This is a genomic window from Streptomyces sp. ID05-26A (genome assembly GCF_033794685.1).
Lineage (GTDB): Bacteria > Actinomycetota > Actinomycetes > Mycobacteriales > Pseudonocardiaceae > Lentzea.
Genome location: NZ_JARAYZ010000001.1, coordinates 819276 through 834226, shown reverse-complemented (window position 1 = coordinate 834226; position 14951 = coordinate 819276). Strand labels below are relative to the sequence as shown.

Sequence of the window (14951 nt, the reverse complement as noted above, 5' to 3'; positions counted from 1 at the left end):
GACACCGTCGATCGCACACCTCAAGCGCTGATCGTGTCCAGGGTCTCTCGGCCACGTTCCCAATGCTTGGGTCTTCTTCATTGGACTCTTCACGTACAACTCACCGTGTTACGCACGCGCTACGGGTACCGTGCGCGCGTGAACAAGCTTGGCGGTCGCTACGTCCTGCTCGATCAGCTCGGCGCCGGTGCCATGGGTGTCGTGTGGCGGGCACGCGACGAGTTCCTGCACCGCGACGTTGCGGTCAAGCAGCTGCTTCTCAACGATGTCGAGTCGAACGAGTTCCACGAGGCCGTGCAGCGCGCCATGCGTGAAGGCCGCATCGCCGCGCGCTTGCAGCACCCGAACGCGATCGCGGTCTACGACGTCGTGGTCGAGGACGGCAAGCCCTGTCTCGTCATGGAGTATTTGCCGTCCCGCAACCTGTCGTCGATCCTGTCCGACCGCGGCACGATGGCGCCGATGGAGGCCGCGCGGATCGGCTCGCTGGCCGCCGCCGCGCTGGCCGCCGCCCACGGCGCGGGCATCGTGCACCGCGACATCAAGCCGGGCAACGTCCTCATTGGACGTGACGGCACGGTGAAGATCACCGACTTCGGCATTTCGCGTGCTTTGGGCGATGTGGCCGTGACGAAGACCGGGATGCTCGCCGGCACGCCCGCGTACCTGGCGCCGGAGCTGGCCCGCGGTGCCGAGCCCGCGCCGCCCTCGGACGTGTTCTCGCTCGGCGCGACGATCTACGCGATGACCGAGGGTGAGCCGCCGTTCGGCAAGAGCACGAACGACCTGGGTCTGCTCTACAAGGTCGCCCGCGGCGAGACCCGCCCGCCGATGCGTTCGGGCCCGCTCACCGGCCTGCTGACGAGGTTGCTGGCGAACGAGCCGTCACAGCGCCCGACCGCCGCGCAGGCCGCCGAGGAGCTGAAGGCGATCGCGGCCGGCGCCCCCGTCCCGGTCACCCGCGTGATCCCGCCGCGCCCGATGACGCCGCCCGCCGGCACCGCCGTGATGGGAGCGGCCGGCCCCGGTACGCAGACCCCGCGCCCGATGCCGACCCAGCAGGCACCCCGCACCCGTCCGCCCGCGCCGTTGCCCGCGACCTACGACGACGATTACGACGACTACGAGCCCGAACCGGAGCCGAAGAAGAACCGGGGCCTGGTGGTCGTGGCCGCGATCCTCGGGGTGCTCCTGGTCGGCGGCGGCATCTACGCGATCGCGACGATGGGCGACGGTGACAAGGACAGGACGGCCGGCCTCAACCCGTCCACGCCGACGACCACCTCGCAGACTCAAGAGCAGACCTACGAGCAGCCGACGACCAACCCCCCGACGAAGACGACCGAGAAGCAGACGCCGTCGTCCAAGCCGAACCCGACGACGACCACGAAGCCGCCGGCCACCAAGTTCACCCCGGCCCAGGTCATCCAGTTCGTGAAGACGCACTACGGGAAGCTGCCGGGCAACGTTCCCGGTGCCCGCGCCGACTGGGACCAGAACCAGGCGCCCAGCGAGGCGGGGGAGAAGGAGTTCTGGGGCAGGTACTCCAAGGTCGTGATCAAGGAGGGCCCGCTGACCCAGGCCGACGACGACGGCACGTTCACGGTCACGACGGCGCTGGAACTGACCGAGAAGGAGTCGAACTCGGCCAAGGCCGCGGAGCACGTCCTCACGATCTCGGGCAAGGGTGAGCGGCTGCTGATCACGGGCGAGGAGCGGAACTGACCGGGGGACGTCCCGTGCCGAATGGACGAACGGTCGAGAGGCACGTCTTGCCTGCTCACGGCCTGTCCCCGTCTTGACCGGTTCTGCAAGTCGTTGCAGGTGTGACCGGGAACGTTGTCAGGCCCTCAGGGGTGGCAGGTAAGTTCGCTCGTCATGCGAGCACTTCGCCGGTTCACCGTCCGAGCCAGCCTGCCGGAGCCCTTGTCCGCGCTGAGCACGCTCGCCACCAACCTGCGCTGGACGTGGCACCCGCCCACGCAGGACCTCTTCGCCTCGATCGACCCGCGCGTCTGGTCCGAGGTGGGTGGCGATCCGTTGCGCCTGCTCTCCGTCGTCGACGCCGGGAAGCTGGAGCACCTCGCGAGAGACGAGCAGTTCCTGCTCAAGCTCCACGCGCTCGCGACCGACCTGGAGCGGTACGTCCAAGGTCCGCGCTGGTACCAGCGCCGGCAGGACGAGATCACCCAGCGTCGTGAGCACGGGGCGCCCGACACACCGTTGCCCACCAGCGTCGCCTACTTCTCGATGGAGTTCGGCGTGCACGAGGCGCTGCCGAACTACTCGGGCGGTCTCGGCATCCTCGCCGGCGACCACCTCAAGGCGGCCTCCGACCTGGGCGTTCCGCTGATCGCGGTCGGTCTGCTCTACCGGTCCGGGTACTTCCGGCAGTCGCTGTCGCTCGACGGCTGGCAGATCGAGCACTACCCGACGCTCGACCCGCGCGGGCTGCCGCTGGAGCTGCTGACCGAGCCGTCCGGGCTGCCGCTGCTCGTGCACGTGGCCATGCCGGGCGACCGGACGTTGCGCGCGAAGATCTGGAAGGCGCAGGTCGGACGCATCCCGTTGCTCCTGCTCGACTCGGACGTGGAGCAGAACGACGAGGACCTGCGCGGCGTCACGGACAGGCTCTACGGCGGCGACCAGAACCACCGCATCCGCCAGGAGATCCTCGCGGGCATCGGCGGCGTGCGCGCCGTGCGGACGTTCTGCGAGCTCACCGGCCACGCCCAGCCCGAGGTGTTCCACACCAACGAGGGCCACGCAGGGTTCCTCGGCCTCGAGCGGATCCGCGAGTACATCACCAACGACGGTCTCGACTTCGACCAGGCGCTCACGGCCTCGCGCGCCGGTGCTGTCTTCACGACGCACACGCCCGTGCCCGCCGGCATCGACCGCTTCCCGGTCGACCTGGTCCAGCACTACTTCGGCGCCGAGAACCTGGTGCCGGGCGTGAACACCCAGCGCATCCTCGCGCTGGGGGCCGAGGACAACCCCGGCATGTTCAACATGGCCCACATGGGCCTGCGGCTCGCCCAGCGCGCGAACGGTGTGTCCAAACTGCACGGTGAGGTCAGCCGGGACATGTTCCGCGCTCTGTGGCCGAACTTCGACGGCACCGAGGTGCCGATCGGGTCGGTGACCAACGGCGTGCACGGTCCGACCTGGGCCGCGGCCGAGATGAGCAAGCTGCTGGGCGCGTCCGAGTCAGACACAGTAGACAGCGGCCGGATGGGCCTGGGCATCGGCGCGTTCGAGCCGGTCACCGACTCGGGGCTGTGGGAGCTGCGGTCGACGCTGCGCGGCCGCCTGGTCGACGAGGTGCGCCGCCGGGTGCGCGAGTCGTGGTTGCAGCGCGGCGCGTCGGCGCTGGAACTGGGCTGGACCGACTCGGTCTTCGATCCCAACGTGCTGACCGTGGGCTTCGCACGGCGCGTGCCGACGTACAAGCGCCTCACGCTGATGCTGCGCGACCCGGAGCGGTTGCGTTCGCTGCTGCTGCACCCCGAACGGCCCGTGCAGCTCGTCGTGGCGGGCAAGTCGCACCCGGCCGATGACGGCGGTAAGGCGCTGATCCAGCAGATCGTGCGCTACGCCGACGAGGCGGGCGTGCGGCACCGGATCGTGTTCCTGCCGGACTACGACATGTCCATGGCCCGGTACCTGTACTGGGGCTGCGACGTGTGGCTGAACAACCCGATGCGCCCCCTCGAAGCGTGCGGCACGTCCGGCATGAAGGCGGCGTTGAACGGCGGCCTCAACCTGTCCATTCGCGACGGTTGGTGGGACGAGCTGTACGACGGCTCCAACGGCTGGGCCATCCCGACCGCGGACGGCGTCAACGACCCGGTGCGCCGGGACGACCTGGAGGCCAACGCGCTGTACGAGCTGCTCGGCCAGCAGGTCGCGCCGCTGTTCTACGACCGCGGCGAGGACGGCGTGCCGACCCGCTGGATGTCGATGGTCCGGCACACCCTGGCCTCGCTCGGCCCGGTCGTGCAGGCCTCGCGCATGGTCCGCGAGTACGTCGAGACGTACTACGCGCCGGCCGCCGCGTCCGCGCACAACGTCATCGGTGAGGGCTACCGGGGCGCCAAGGAGCTCTCCTCGTACCGCCACCGGCTGCGCGCGTCGTGGACGCGGGTGCGGGTGCTCGACAGCGACCTGGTGATCAGCGGTTCCTCGGTGCCGGTGCTCGGGGCGCCGGTCATCGTGCGGGCGCGCGTCGAGCTGGCCGGGCTGGAGCCGTCCGAAGTGGACGTCCAGGTCGTGCTGGGCAAGGTGTCGCACGACTCCGACGAGCTGAAGGACATCGTGTCGTCGCCCATGAACTACGCGGGCAACGGCAACTACGAGGCCGAGGTGCCGCTGCCGCACGCAGGAGCGCTCGGCTACACCGTGCGCGTGCTGCCGCGGCACGGCCTGTTGGCGACGCCTGCGGAACTCGGCAGGGTCGTTCTGGCTAGTTGATCGCTTTACCAGATCGACACAGGGCATCCGGTTCGCCTTCAAACGGCGAGCTGGATGCCCTGATGTGTTCGTCTTCCTTGTTGCCTGTTCACTGCTCGTAGTGAGCGTCAGGCGTGTACCTCGCCCGTCCCTTCCCTCAAACGAATGACCACTTTTTCGAGTGGGTGAATTCGTGATCTCCGCTGGTAGGGGCCCGGATTCGGGCTTACGCTCCTTGGCATGGAATGAACCGCTCCTGAATTCCGAAAAGGTATTCCCGGCGCGGCTCCAGTGAATTGCGCATTGAGGAAGAAGGTAGCCGTGAAGAAAACGATTACCGCACTCTCGCTCGTTGCAGCTCTGTTCACCGCCTCTACCATCCCGGCTGCCAGTGCGTCGCCCGCCGCGCCAGAACTCCCAGCCGCCTGCGCCGGTCTCGTCACGGACCTCGCCGGAAAACTCACGAAAACCGTCAGCAGTCTCCTGCCCCTGCCCAACGTGGGGGCCGTGACACCGTTGATCGGTGACCTGCTCGGCCTCGTGACGGCGTTGCAGAGCTCCGGCTGTCTGCCGACACCTCCGGTGAGCGTGCCGGGCGTACCGATACCGGTGAAGGCCGTCGAGTACAGCGGCCCGGTCGACCAGTGCCTGCCGGTCGTGCTGAACCTGATCTCGACCATCGCCGGGCTGGGAGGCACGGTCCTGGGTGCTGCCGGCGGCGCCCTTCCCGACGTCGGCAAACTCACCGGCCTGCTGACGACGTTGCTCAAGACCGTCACCGACCTGCTGAGCAAGTGCGGCCTCCCGGCGCCTCCCGGTGGTCTGCCCGCGCTGCCCGGCCTGCCTCTGCCGATCCAGAACAGCTGATCCGTTCGCGGGGTGGGAAAGGGCCCGTCACCGGTCTCGGTGACGGGCCCTTTGCCGTGTGCGGTGCGTAGTATTCCATCGAGAGCGGAATAGTGGTATGAGCTGCGCGATCACCCATTCGTCGTAGTACAAGCGATTTTCGGAATTGCACACAATGGTGCTACCGATTCGTTATCTGCCTGAAGTTGTGGTTAATCTGCAATTGCTCGATCCGCTGCTCGAAGAACGGAAAACTGCAGATGATCAAGAAAGCAATCGTCCTCGGTGCCGCTATCGCGGGCATGGGACTGTTCGCGTCCACCGCGCACGCCGCTCCCACCCAGAGCCGGGATGTGCTGGACACGCAGCTGGTGGGTCCGATCTCCATCACCGCGCTGTCGCACAACCCGTGGACGCCCGGCAACGGCAACGTCACCGGATCGGGCAACATCGGAGGCAATGGCAACAACGTCGGGAACAACAACAACGGCGGTAACGGCAACAGCAACGGAGGCGGAGGCAACAACGTCGGCGCGGGCAACTCGGGCGGGAACGGCAACAATTCGCCCGGCTTCCCCGGCTGATCCGCCGTCACCGATTCGTCTGGCCGGCCTGACCCACGACCGGGTGTTCCACACCGGTCACCTTCCCCGGGTCAGCTGATCCCCAGACGGGCGCGGGTCGCCGCCACCCGCGGACTCCAGCCCGCGAGCTCGTGCGCTTCGGCCGCGAGTTCGCGGGCCTTCGCGTTGTCGCCGTCCGCCATCCACGCCCGCGCGATGGTGATCAGGTCGTCCGCACGGCCCTGCGCGTTGTCGCTCGTCTCGGCGGAGTACCCCGCGAGCTGCCGGGCCTTCGCCGTGTCCCCCTCGATCAGCGCCATGATCGCCAGCGTCCCGTTCGCCCGGGATCGGGGGTATCCGGCCTGGTAGGCGTTGTCGAACATGCTGCGCGCGGTCTCCAGTCCGACCTCCGCCGGGAACTGGCCCGCCTCGACCGCCAGCACGGCGACCCCGGCGGTGGAGGCCATGACGAACGCCAGGTCGCGTTGGCTCAGGTCCTCGCGTCCGTTCAGCGCGATCACCGCCTGCAGCGCCTCGAGGTACCGCTCGCGCGCACACGACGTCACGACCTTGAGCCCGACGACGGTGAGCAGTTCGGGGTGCTCCGCCGCCAGCTCCGCGTGGATCCGCTCGGCCTCGTCGAGGTCACCGCGCTGGTAGGCGTCCATGCCGGTGAGCACGCGGGGCCGCGCCTCCAGTTCGCCGAGCGGCCGCCCGGTCATCCTCGGCAGGGTGAACACGAACCAGCCCAGGCTGGTGTGGCCTGCCTTCTCGACCGGCACGATCTGCCACAGGAGGCAGGCGGTGGCGGCGAGCGCCATTCCCTTGCCGAACGACGAACCGGTGGCCAGCCACGTCAGGGCCGCGACCGCCGCGCAGAAGACGATCGCGAACGCCCCGGTCAGGACCTCCCGCCGGCGCACACCGGGCTTCAGGCCGGTGAACCCGACCGTCGCGAGCACCGGGATGGCGCGCAGCACGAGCCGCTGGTGCGTCCACGTCCACGACTTGAGTTCGCTGCCGACACCGATGATCACGTGGGTGATCCGGAGTCCGAAGAGGACGGCGCCGAGCGCCAGACCCGCCTGGGCCGCGGTCAGTTCCACGACCAGGCCCACCAGCGCGCCGGCGAGGCCGAGGGGGAACTCCGAGAGGGTCCAGGCGATCGTGCCGGCCACCACGAGTGCCGTCACGACCCAGCGCACAACTGTCACGATCAGCAGACGCTACCGGTGGGGCGGTGGTTCCCCAGGCTCAGACCACGAGCTCAGACCACGAGCTCAGACCACGGGCTGTGAGCCGCCCTCGCGGATCGGCAGCCCGGCGGCACGCCAGCCCCGGAACCCGCCGACGAGGTCCGTCGCGCGGGGCAGCCCGACCCGCTGCAGGTCCCTGGCCGCGAGCGACGACGAGTAGCCCTCGTTGCACACCACGACGACGGTCGTGTCGGCGGTGAAGCCCGGCAGCCGCCAGTCGCCGGCCGGGTCGAGCCGCCACTCCAGCACGATCCGCTCGACCACGACGGAGTTCTCGATCTCGCCCTCGGCCAGCCGGTTGTGGGCCGGCCGGATGTCGACGACGAGCACGTCCTCCAGGCCGAGCACCTCGTGCGGTTCGAGCCGCTCGAGGTGCGAACGCGCCTCTTCGAGGATGGTGTCGAGCTTGCTCACGGGCCCTCCAGGTCGGCACGCTGGCGCAGTTCGGCCAGCGGCAGGCGCTGCGCGGGCAGCGGCGGGATCGAGTCGGGGATGTCGTGCAGCGACGCGTACTCGCGGGTCGGCACGAGCGGCGGCGAGTAGGCGTGCACGGTCGCGGCCGGCGCCTCGAACGGGTTCAGCACCTGGTGCGCGCGCCCGGAGCCGAAGCCCAGCGCGTCCCCGGTGTCGCGCACCGCGGACCGGATCGGCCCGGCGGGGTAGCGGTAGTCCTCTCGCAGCCTGCCCGTCAGCACCGTGAACGACCCGGCCGAACCACCGTGGTCGTGCGGCTCGGTGCCCTGGCCGGGCAGCCACGACAGCAGCCACAGCTCGACGCCCTCGGTCAGTCCCAGCCGCGCCCACCAGCGGTGCTCGGTCGAGTAGTCGAGGATCTGGAGCAGTCCCGTGGTCAGCTCGCTGGCCACGAACGAGGTGAGGTCGCGCAGTTCGCGCGGTGTCCACAGGTCGCGCGACGGGTGGATCACGTCACGCAGCAGCTGACTGTCCAGCGTCGGGTGGAGGTCGAATTGATCTTGCTGTGCATACGTCGAGGTCACGCACTCGCTCCAAGGGCCGCGTCGGTACCGGGGGTAGCGATCAAGACGCGACGCAGGGCGCTTGTGTCAGCGCGTGCGTCGCGTCGAGCTACACCCGCACGACGCCACGAGAACGAGGTCGATCGTGCGGTCGGTCCAGCAATAGACGACCACGAACGTGATGGTGCCAGACGCACTCTGAGTGTGGCTAGAGCGTCCATTTGGCGGAAGAACGTCTGACACAGAGCCAAATGGCAGCAAGAACTCTCAGCGCGGGATGCGGAGCAGCACCAACGAGCGCGCGGGGACGCTGAGCTTCCCGCGCGGTGGGAAAGAACCGGGATTCGCGGGGGAGCCGTCGGCCGTCGTCGTGTCGAGGAACGGCTCGTACGACGGCCCGTAGCGCTCGTGCGGCAGCGTCACGTCGATGGCTTCCGCGCCCGCGTGCATCAGCATCAGCCACGAGTCGTCGGACACGAGCTCACCGTCCCGTGTGCGGGAGAGGCAGTTCGAGCCGTCGATGAACATCCCGAGCGTGCGGCGGCCCTCGTCGAACCAGTCCGTCTCGGCCATCTCCTGCCCGTCCGGCCGGAACCACACCAGGTCCGGGTTGCCGCTGGGCGTCGTGCGGCCCTCGAAGAACTCGGGCTGCCGCAACGCCGGCGACGACGCGCGCAGCTCGATCAGCCGCCGCGTGAACCCCAGCAACGCCTCGCCCGCGTCGCTCGTCGTCCAGTCGACCCACGACACGTCGTTGTCGAGGCAGTACGGGTTGTTGTTGCCGCCCTGGGTGCGCCACATCTCGTCGCCCGCCGTCATCATCGGCGTGCCGGTCGACAGCAGCAGCGTCGAGAGCAGGTTCCGCGCCTGCTTCGCCCGCAGCGCGAGGATCTCCGGATCGGACGTCTCCCCCTCGGCACCGTGGTTCCACGACCGGTTGTCGTTCGTGCCGTCGCGGTTCTCCTCGCCGTTCTCGTCGTTGTGCTTGTCGTTGTACGACACCATGTCCCGCAGCGTGAAGCCGTCGTGCGCGGTGATGAAGTTGATCGACTGCCACGGCCGGCGCAGGTCGTCCGCGTACAGGTCGCTCGACCCCGAGAGCCGGTACGCGAGGTCGCGCACGGACGTGTGACCGCGCCAGAAGTCCCTGACCGTGTCGCGATAACGGCCGTTCCACTCGGCCCACTGCATGCCGAAGTCGCCGACCCGGTACCCGTCGCCCGTCGCGTCCCACGGCTCGGCGATCAGCTTGGCCCGGCAGAGCACCGGATCCGTCGTGATGGCCGTGAGCAGCGCGCTGTCGCGGTCGAAGAACCCGCCGCCCGGCCTGCCCATGGTCGAGGCGAGGTCGAACCGGAACCCGTCGACGCCCATCTCGTCCGCCCAGTACCGCAGCGAGTCCGTGACCAGGCGCACGACCTGCGGCGACCCGGCGTCCAGCGTGTTGCCGCAGCCGGTGATGTCGACCGTGCTGCCACCACCGGCGTGCAGGTAGTACCCCGGCGCGTCGTAGCCGCGGAAGCAGATCGTCGGCCCGCCCGGCCCGCCCTCGCAGGTGTGGTTGTAGACGACGTCGATCAGCACCTCGATGTTCGCCGCGTGCAGCGCCGCGACCATCGTGCGGAACTCCTGGATCTCGTTGCCCGGCTCGCTCGCGTACGCGGCGTGCGGCGCGCAGTAGCCCAGCGGCGAGTAGCCCCAGTAGTTGCTCGAACCCCGGCTCAGCAGCGAGGGCTCGTCCTGGAACGCCTGCACCGGGAGCAGTTCGACGCTCGTGACGCCGAGCCGGGTGAGGTGCTCGATCGCCGCCGGGTGCGCGAGGCCCAGGTACGTGCCGCGTAGCTTCTCCGGGATCTCCGGGTGGCGCTTCGTGAAGCCCTTGACGTGCATCTCGTAGATCACTGCCTCTTCGAACGGCACGTCGGGCTTCACCCCCGTGTCCGCGCCCCCCGGTGAGCTGACGACGGAGAGCGGGACGCTGCCGAGCGAGTCGATCGCGGACGGCGGGCCGTGCATCGGGTCGCCGACGTACCCGAGCGAGGCCTCGAGGTTCGTGATGCCGCCCTCGATCTGCCGCGCGTACGGGTCGACCAGCAGCTTCGCCGGGTTGCAGCGCAGCCCGCGGCCCGCGTCGTACGGGCCGTGCACCCGGAACCCGTAGCGCTGGCCGGGCGTGACGCCGGGCACGAGGCCGTGCCAGACGCCGAACGTCCGTTCGGTCAGCTCGACCCGTTTCTCGGTGCCGTCGTCGTCGACGAGGCAGACCTCGACCGCGTCGGCGACGTGGGACGTCACCGCGAAACGGACACCGCCTGCCTCGGCGTGTGCCCCCAGTGGGAACGGTCGGCCTGCCAGCACCTCGGACTCGGGTCGAGTAGCCATGCCTCCGATCTTGGCATCTGACACCGACAGAAAACTTGAGAGTTCACACAGGCGGCGCAGCGGTGTCACCCTGCGCGAGGGACACCCCGATGAGTGGTAGGTGGGGGGCCGTTCGGAAGAATGGAGCCGTGGCGGACGTCGACGTGACAGATCTGGTCGTGCACATGGCGGGCGTGTCTGTCCGCCGCGGCAAGAACACGCTGGTCGGAAACATCGACTGGAGCGTGGAACTGGATGAGCGCTGGGTGGTGCTGGGCCCGAACGGTGCCGGCAAGACGACCCTGCTAAGGCTCTCCAGTGCCGACCTGCACCCGACCAAGGGCAAGGTCCACCTCCTGGGTGAACGTCTGGGCAAAACGGACGTCCAGGAGCTCAAGCCCCGAATCGGCCTCTGCTCGGCGGCCCTCGGTGGCCGCATCCCGCCCGACGAGACGGTCGTCGACCTGGTCGTCTCCGCCGGCTACGCGGTGCTCGGCCGGTGGCGCGAGGAGTACGGCAAGCAGGACACGGACCGCGCCCGCGAGCTGCTGGGCACCCTCGGCATGGCCCACCTCGCCGACCGCCTCTACGGCACGCTGAGCGAGGGGGAGCGCAAGCGCACGCTGATCGCCCGCGCGCTGATGACCGACCCCGAGATGCTGCTGCTCGACGAACCCGCCGCGGGCCTCGACCTGGGCGGCCGCGAGGACCTGGTCGCGAAGCTCTCGGAGCTGGCGCTCGACCCGGACGCGCCCGCGATGGTGCTGGTCACGCACCACGTCGAGGAGATCCCGCCCGGCTTCACGCACGCGCTGCTGCTGCGCGAGGGGTCGATCGTGGCGCAGGGGCTTCTGGACGACGTGCTGACGGAGGAGAACCTGTCCAAGACGTTCGGGCAGGACCTGGAGCTGCAGAAGGCGGGAGACCGCTTCTTCGCCCGCCGCAAGGTCTGACAAGCTACTGCCGGGTAACGTGACACTGCTGTCGCGACAACTGATGGAGGGCCGCGTGGCTGAGTTCGTGAGGCTGGAAGTCGAGGACGGGATCGGCACGATCCGCCTGGAGCGGCCGCCGATGAACGCCCTGAACCGGCAGGTGCAGACCGAGCTCCAGGCCGCCGCCAAGGAGGCGTCGGAGCGTTCGGACGTCTACGCGGTCATCGTGTACGGCGGCGAGAAGGTCTTCGCGGCCGGCGCGGACGTCAAGGAGTTCGCGCAGATCTCCCACGCCGAGATGACGCTGCGGGCCAAGGGCCTGTCCGACGCGCTCGGCGCACTGGCCTCGGTGCCCAAGCCGACGGTCGCCGCCATCACGGGCTACGCGCTCGGTGGCGGGTTCGAGGTCGCCCTGGGTTGCGACCGCCGGATCGCCGGCGACAACGCGAAGGTCGGCCAGCCCGAGATCCTGCTCGGCCTGATCCCCGGCGGTGGCGGCACGCAGCGCCTCGCCCGGCTGATCGGTCCGTCGAAGACCAAGGACCTGCTCTACACCGGCCGGTTCGTCGGCGCCCAGGAGGCGCTCGAACTCGGCATGGTCGACGAGGTCGTGGCGCCGGACGACGTCTACGCGGCTGCGGTGCGCTGGGCCAAGCAGTTCGTCAACGGCCCGGTGCTCGCCCTGGCGGCGACCAAGGCGGCCGTCGACGGCGGCCTCGACACCGACCTGGAGTCGGGCCTGAAGCTCGAAAGCCACCTCTTCGCGGCCCTGTTCGCGACGGAGGACAAGAAGAACGGCGTGGAGTCGTTCATCGCGAACGGTCCCGGAAAGGCGAAGTTCAGTGGCAACTGATCCGGCACCGAACCCGCACGCGACCGCGGAAGAGGTCGAGGCGGCCTACAAGGACACCAAGCTCGCCCAGGTGCTCTACCACGACTGGGAAGCGGGCACGTACGACGAGAAGTGGTCGATCTCCTACGACGACCGCTGCATCACCTACGCGACGGACCGCTTCCGCGCCGCCGCCGGTGACGTCGGACCGTACGAGCACGCATTGGAACTGGGCTGTGGCACGGGCTTCTTCCTGCTGAACCTGATGCAGGGGGAAGTGATCAAGAAGGGCTCGGTCACCGACCTGTCGCCCGGCATGGTCGAGGTCGCGCTGCGCAACGCCGAGCACCTCGGTCTGGACGTCGACGGCCGCGTCGCCGACGCCGAGCGGATCCCGTACGACGACAACACGTTCGACCTCGTCGTCGGGCACGCGGTGCTGCACCACATCCCGGACGTGGAGTCGGCGATGCGCGAGGTGCTGCGGGTGCTCAAGCCCGGCGGCAAGTTCGTGTTCGCGGGCGACCCGACGAACATCGGCAACTTCTACGCCCGCAAGCTCGGCCAGGCGACGTGGTGGCTCACCACCAACATCACCAAGGCCGTGCCGGTGCTGGGCGAGTGGCGCCGTCCGCAGGAGGAGCTCGACGAGTCCTCCCGCGCGGCTGCCCTCGAAGCCGTGGTCGACCTGCACACGTTCGACCCGGACCAGCTGGAGGCCACGGCCCGGCGCGCCGGCGCGGTGTCCGTTCGCGCGGTGACGGACGAGCTGTCCGCGGCCCTGTTCGGCTGGCCGGTGCGCACGTTCGAAGCCGCCGTGCCGCGCGAGAAGCTGGGTTTCGGGTGGGCGATGTTCGCCTACCGCACCTGGCAGAACCTCACGTGGGTCGACCAGAACGTCCTCTCGAAGGTGCTGCCGCGCGAGGTGTTCTACAACGTGTCGATCACCGGCGAGAAGACCGCCTGAGTTGGGCTACGCGTTCACCACGGCCGACGTGGCGTTCCTGCGCTCCGCCGCCGGAACCGCCGCGCTCGCCGAGGTGGACGCGTTGCCTTTTTCGGACGCCTCCCGGGTGCGCGACGTCGAGACCGCTCGCAAGCGGCTGGGGCCGTCGTTCGCCCCGGTCGTGGAAACCGTGCTGCTGCGGCGTCGTGCGGTGTCCAAACTGGACTCCGCCGCGTCGTGGCTCTTCACCGACGACGCGATGCAGCAGGCCACGGCCTCCGTCGTCGCCCGGCATCGCGCGTCGCGGTTCGCCGGTCGTTCCGTGCACGACGTGACCTGCTCGGTCGGCGCGGACCTGTTCGCGTTGAGCGAGGTCGCGTCCGTGTGCGTCGGCTCCGACCTGGATCCGGTGCGGCTCGCCATGGCGCGCCACAACGTTCCGGGGCAACTCGTCGTCCAGGCCGACGCCCTGAAGCCGGTGTCGAAGGCCGGTGCCGTCACCGCGGACCCCGCGCGTCGTGACTCCTCCGGCCGTCGCAAGTGGAACCCGTCGGACTTCGTGCCGCCGCTGGACGAGCTGTCCGAGGTCTACGCGGGCGTGGACCTCGCGGTGAAGTGCGCTCCCGGCATCGACTTCGCCGTCGCGCCGTGGGCCGCCGAGATCGAGGTCGTGTCGCTGGACGGCGCCGTCCGCGAAGCCTGCCTGTGGACGCGAGGCCTTGCCACGCCAGGGGTGTCGCGCCGGGCCTCGGTGCTGCACGGCTCGTCGTCGTGGACCCTGACGGACGCCGAACCCGACGACTGCCCGGTTTCCGCTCCCGGTGAGTGGCTCGTCGACCCGGACGGCGCGGTCGTGCGCGCCGGACTGGTGCGCCACTACGCGGCGCGGCACGGGTTGTGGCAGCTCGACGAACGCATCGCGTACCTCAGCGGCTCCGCACCCCCGCCCGGCATCCGGGCGTTCCGCGTGCTCGAACACGGGCACTACACGGAGAAGTCGCTCAAGTCGTTGCTGAAGACGCGTTCGATCGGCCGGCTGGAGATCCTGGTGCGCGGCCTGGACGTGGACCCGAACACGATGCGCAAGCGCCTGAAGCTCTCCGGGCCCGGCTCGGCGACGGTCGTGCTGACCCGCGTCGGCTCAAAGCCGGTCTTCGTCCTTTGTGAGGCTGAGCGCACCTAGCGCCAGGTCGAGGCGGGTCTCGTCGTGTTCCGGCCGGAGCCTCCCGCCCTGCTTGAGCGTCGCGATGCCGTGCAGCGTGCTCCAGAAGAGCTCCGTCAACGCCTCCAGGTCCCGCTCGCCCCGGACGGGTTCGACGGCGGCGACCAGCTCGCCGAACGCGTCGAGCAACTCCTGCGGCACCTCGCTCGTGCCCCACGGGAGGTCGACCTGCTGCACGAACATCGCGTCGTAGAGCGCAGGCCTCTCTCTCGCGAACTCCAGGTACGCCTCCGCTGCCGCCCGCAGCCGTGACTCCCCACGCGAGGGGCGGGCTTTCCGCAGCAGCCGTGCCAGCTCGCCGCTGCCCTGGACCGCGACCGCGCGCACGATCGCGTCCCTGCCCTTGAAGTGGCTGTAGAGCACCGGCTGGCTGTACTCGACCTTCTCGGCGAGCCGCCGCGTGGTGACCGCGTCCCAGCCCTCCGTCTCGGCCAGGTCCCTGGCCGCGTCGATGATCAGCTGATGGCGTTCGGCCCGCTCGCGCTCGCGCCGGTTCTGGATGGTCACGCCGAAGAATCTAGCACCGCTAGACATCCGAGCGCCCGCAGTGTTAGCGTCGCT

The 14951-nt window shown here is 69.4% G+C and carries 13 protein-coding genes; 8 read left to right on the top strand and 5 right to left on the bottom strand.

Annotated features, from left to right (window positions below; all coding sequences use genetic code 11):
* Nucleotides 1-138: 138 nt before the first annotated feature.
* The 4 genes from PV646_RS04090 to PV646_RS04075 all read left to right on the top strand — a co-directional run bounded on the left by PV646_RS04090 (nucleotide 139) and on the right by PV646_RS04075 (nucleotide 5882).
* On the top strand, nucleotides 139-1725 hold the full coding sequence (locus PV646_RS04090) for a serine/threonine-protein kinase (RefSeq protein ID WP_500340099.1): 1587 nt from the start codon (nucleotides 139-141) through the stop codon (nucleotides 1723-1725).
* Nucleotides 1726-1878: 153 nt separating this feature from the next.
* Complete coding sequence (gene glgP, locus PV646_RS04085; RefSeq protein WP_500340098.1) at nucleotides 1879-4473, top strand: alpha-glucan family phosphorylase; 2595 nt, start codon at nucleotides 1879-1881, stop codon at nucleotides 4471-4473.
* A gap of 486 nt (nucleotides 4474-4959) precedes the next feature.
* Nucleotides 4960-5319: a hypothetical protein gene (locus PV646_RS04080; RefSeq protein WP_500340097.1), complete on the top strand. Its 360-nt coding sequence runs from the start codon at nucleotides 4960-4962 to the stop codon at nucleotides 5317-5319.
* Between the two features lie 239 nt (nucleotides 5320-5558).
* Nucleotides 5559-5882, top strand: a complete 324-nt coding sequence (locus PV646_RS04075) for a hypothetical protein (protein WP_285646903.1) — start codon at nucleotides 5559-5561, stop codon at nucleotides 5880-5882.
* 71 nt (nucleotides 5883-5953) lie between these two features.
* On the opposite strand, the gene PV646_RS04070 is transcribed toward PV646_RS04075, so the two are convergent.
* From PV646_RS04070 to glgX, 4 genes are all read right to left on the bottom strand, one after another.
* On the bottom strand, nucleotides 5954-7075 hold the full coding sequence (locus PV646_RS04070; protein ID WP_500340096.1) for a hypothetical protein: 1122 nt from the start codon (nucleotides 7073-7075) through the stop codon (nucleotides 5954-5956).
* Nucleotides 7076-7141: 66 nt separating this feature from the next.
* On the bottom strand, nucleotides 7142-7531 hold the full coding sequence (locus PV646_RS04065; protein WP_500340095.1) for a rhodanese-like domain-containing protein: 390 nt from the start codon (nucleotides 7529-7531) through the stop codon (nucleotides 7142-7144).
* Nucleotides 7528-8115 (bottom strand): cysteine dioxygenase, encoded by a 588-nt coding sequence (locus PV646_RS04060; RefSeq protein WP_500340094.1) that lies wholly within the window; start codon nucleotides 8113-8115, stop codon nucleotides 7528-7530. Before PV646_RS04060 ends, PV646_RS04065 begins: the two co-directional genes overlap by 4 nt.
* A 246-nt stretch (nucleotides 8116-8361) precedes the next feature.
* A complete protein-coding gene (gene glgX / locus PV646_RS04055; protein WP_500340093.1) occupies nucleotides 8362-10476 on the bottom strand; it encodes a glycogen debranching protein GlgX in 2115 nt (704 codons plus the stop codon).
* Between the two features lie 164 nt (nucleotides 10477-10640).
* Between glgX and PV646_RS04050 the strand changes: the two genes are divergently transcribed.
* Genes PV646_RS04050 through PV646_RS04035 form a run of 4 tightly spaced genes read left to right on the top strand, consistent with a single transcriptional unit; the run spans nucleotide 10641 to nucleotide 14351 of the window.
* Nucleotides 10641-11408 (top strand): ABC transporter ATP-binding protein, encoded by a 768-nt coding sequence (locus tag PV646_RS04050; RefSeq protein ID WP_500342261.1) that lies wholly within the window; start codon nucleotides 10641-10643, stop codon nucleotides 11406-11408.
* A gap of 55 nt (nucleotides 11409-11463) precedes the next feature.
* Entirely contained in the window at nucleotides 11464-12243 is a 780-nt protein-coding gene (locus tag PV646_RS04045) for an enoyl-CoA hydratase/isomerase family protein (RefSeq protein WP_189153944.1), read from the top strand.
* Nucleotides 12233-13189, top strand: coding sequence for a class I SAM-dependent methyltransferase (locus PV646_RS04040; RefSeq protein WP_500340092.1), 957 nt, complete (start codon nucleotides 12233-12235; stop codon nucleotides 13187-13189). Before PV646_RS04045 ends, PV646_RS04040 begins: the two co-directional genes overlap by 11 nt.
* Before the next feature lies 1 nt (nucleotide 13190).
* Nucleotides 13191-14351, top strand: a complete 1161-nt coding sequence (locus PV646_RS04035) for a THUMP-like domain-containing protein (RefSeq protein WP_500340091.1) — start codon at nucleotides 13191-13193, stop codon at nucleotides 14349-14351.
* Here PV646_RS04035 and PV646_RS04030 read toward each other — a convergent pair.
* Entirely contained in the window at nucleotides 14310-14897 is a 588-nt protein-coding gene (locus PV646_RS04030) for a TetR/AcrR family transcriptional regulator (RefSeq protein ID WP_500340090.1), read from the bottom strand. The genes PV646_RS04035 and PV646_RS04030 overlap by 42 nt on opposite strands.
* Nucleotides 14898-14951: the final 54 nt, after the last annotated feature.

Excerpts from the sequence above, each read along its gene's own strand:
- glgX (WP_500340093.1), bottom strand. The coding sequence starts at position 10,476 with ATGGCTACTCGACCCGAGTCCGAGGTGCTGGCAGGCCGACCGTTCCCA.
- PV646_RS04075 (WP_285646903.1), top strand. The coding sequence starts at position 5,559 with ATGATCAAGAAAGCAATCGTCCTCGGTGCCGCTATCGCGGGCATGGGA.
- glgP (WP_500340098.1), top strand. The coding sequence starts at position 1,879 with ATGCGAGCACTTCGCCGGTTCACCGTCCGAGCCAGCCTGCCGGAGCCC.
- PV646_RS04050 (WP_500342261.1), top strand. The coding sequence starts at position 10,641 with ATGGCGGGCGTGTCTGTCCGCCGCGGCAAGAACACGCTGGTCGGAAAC.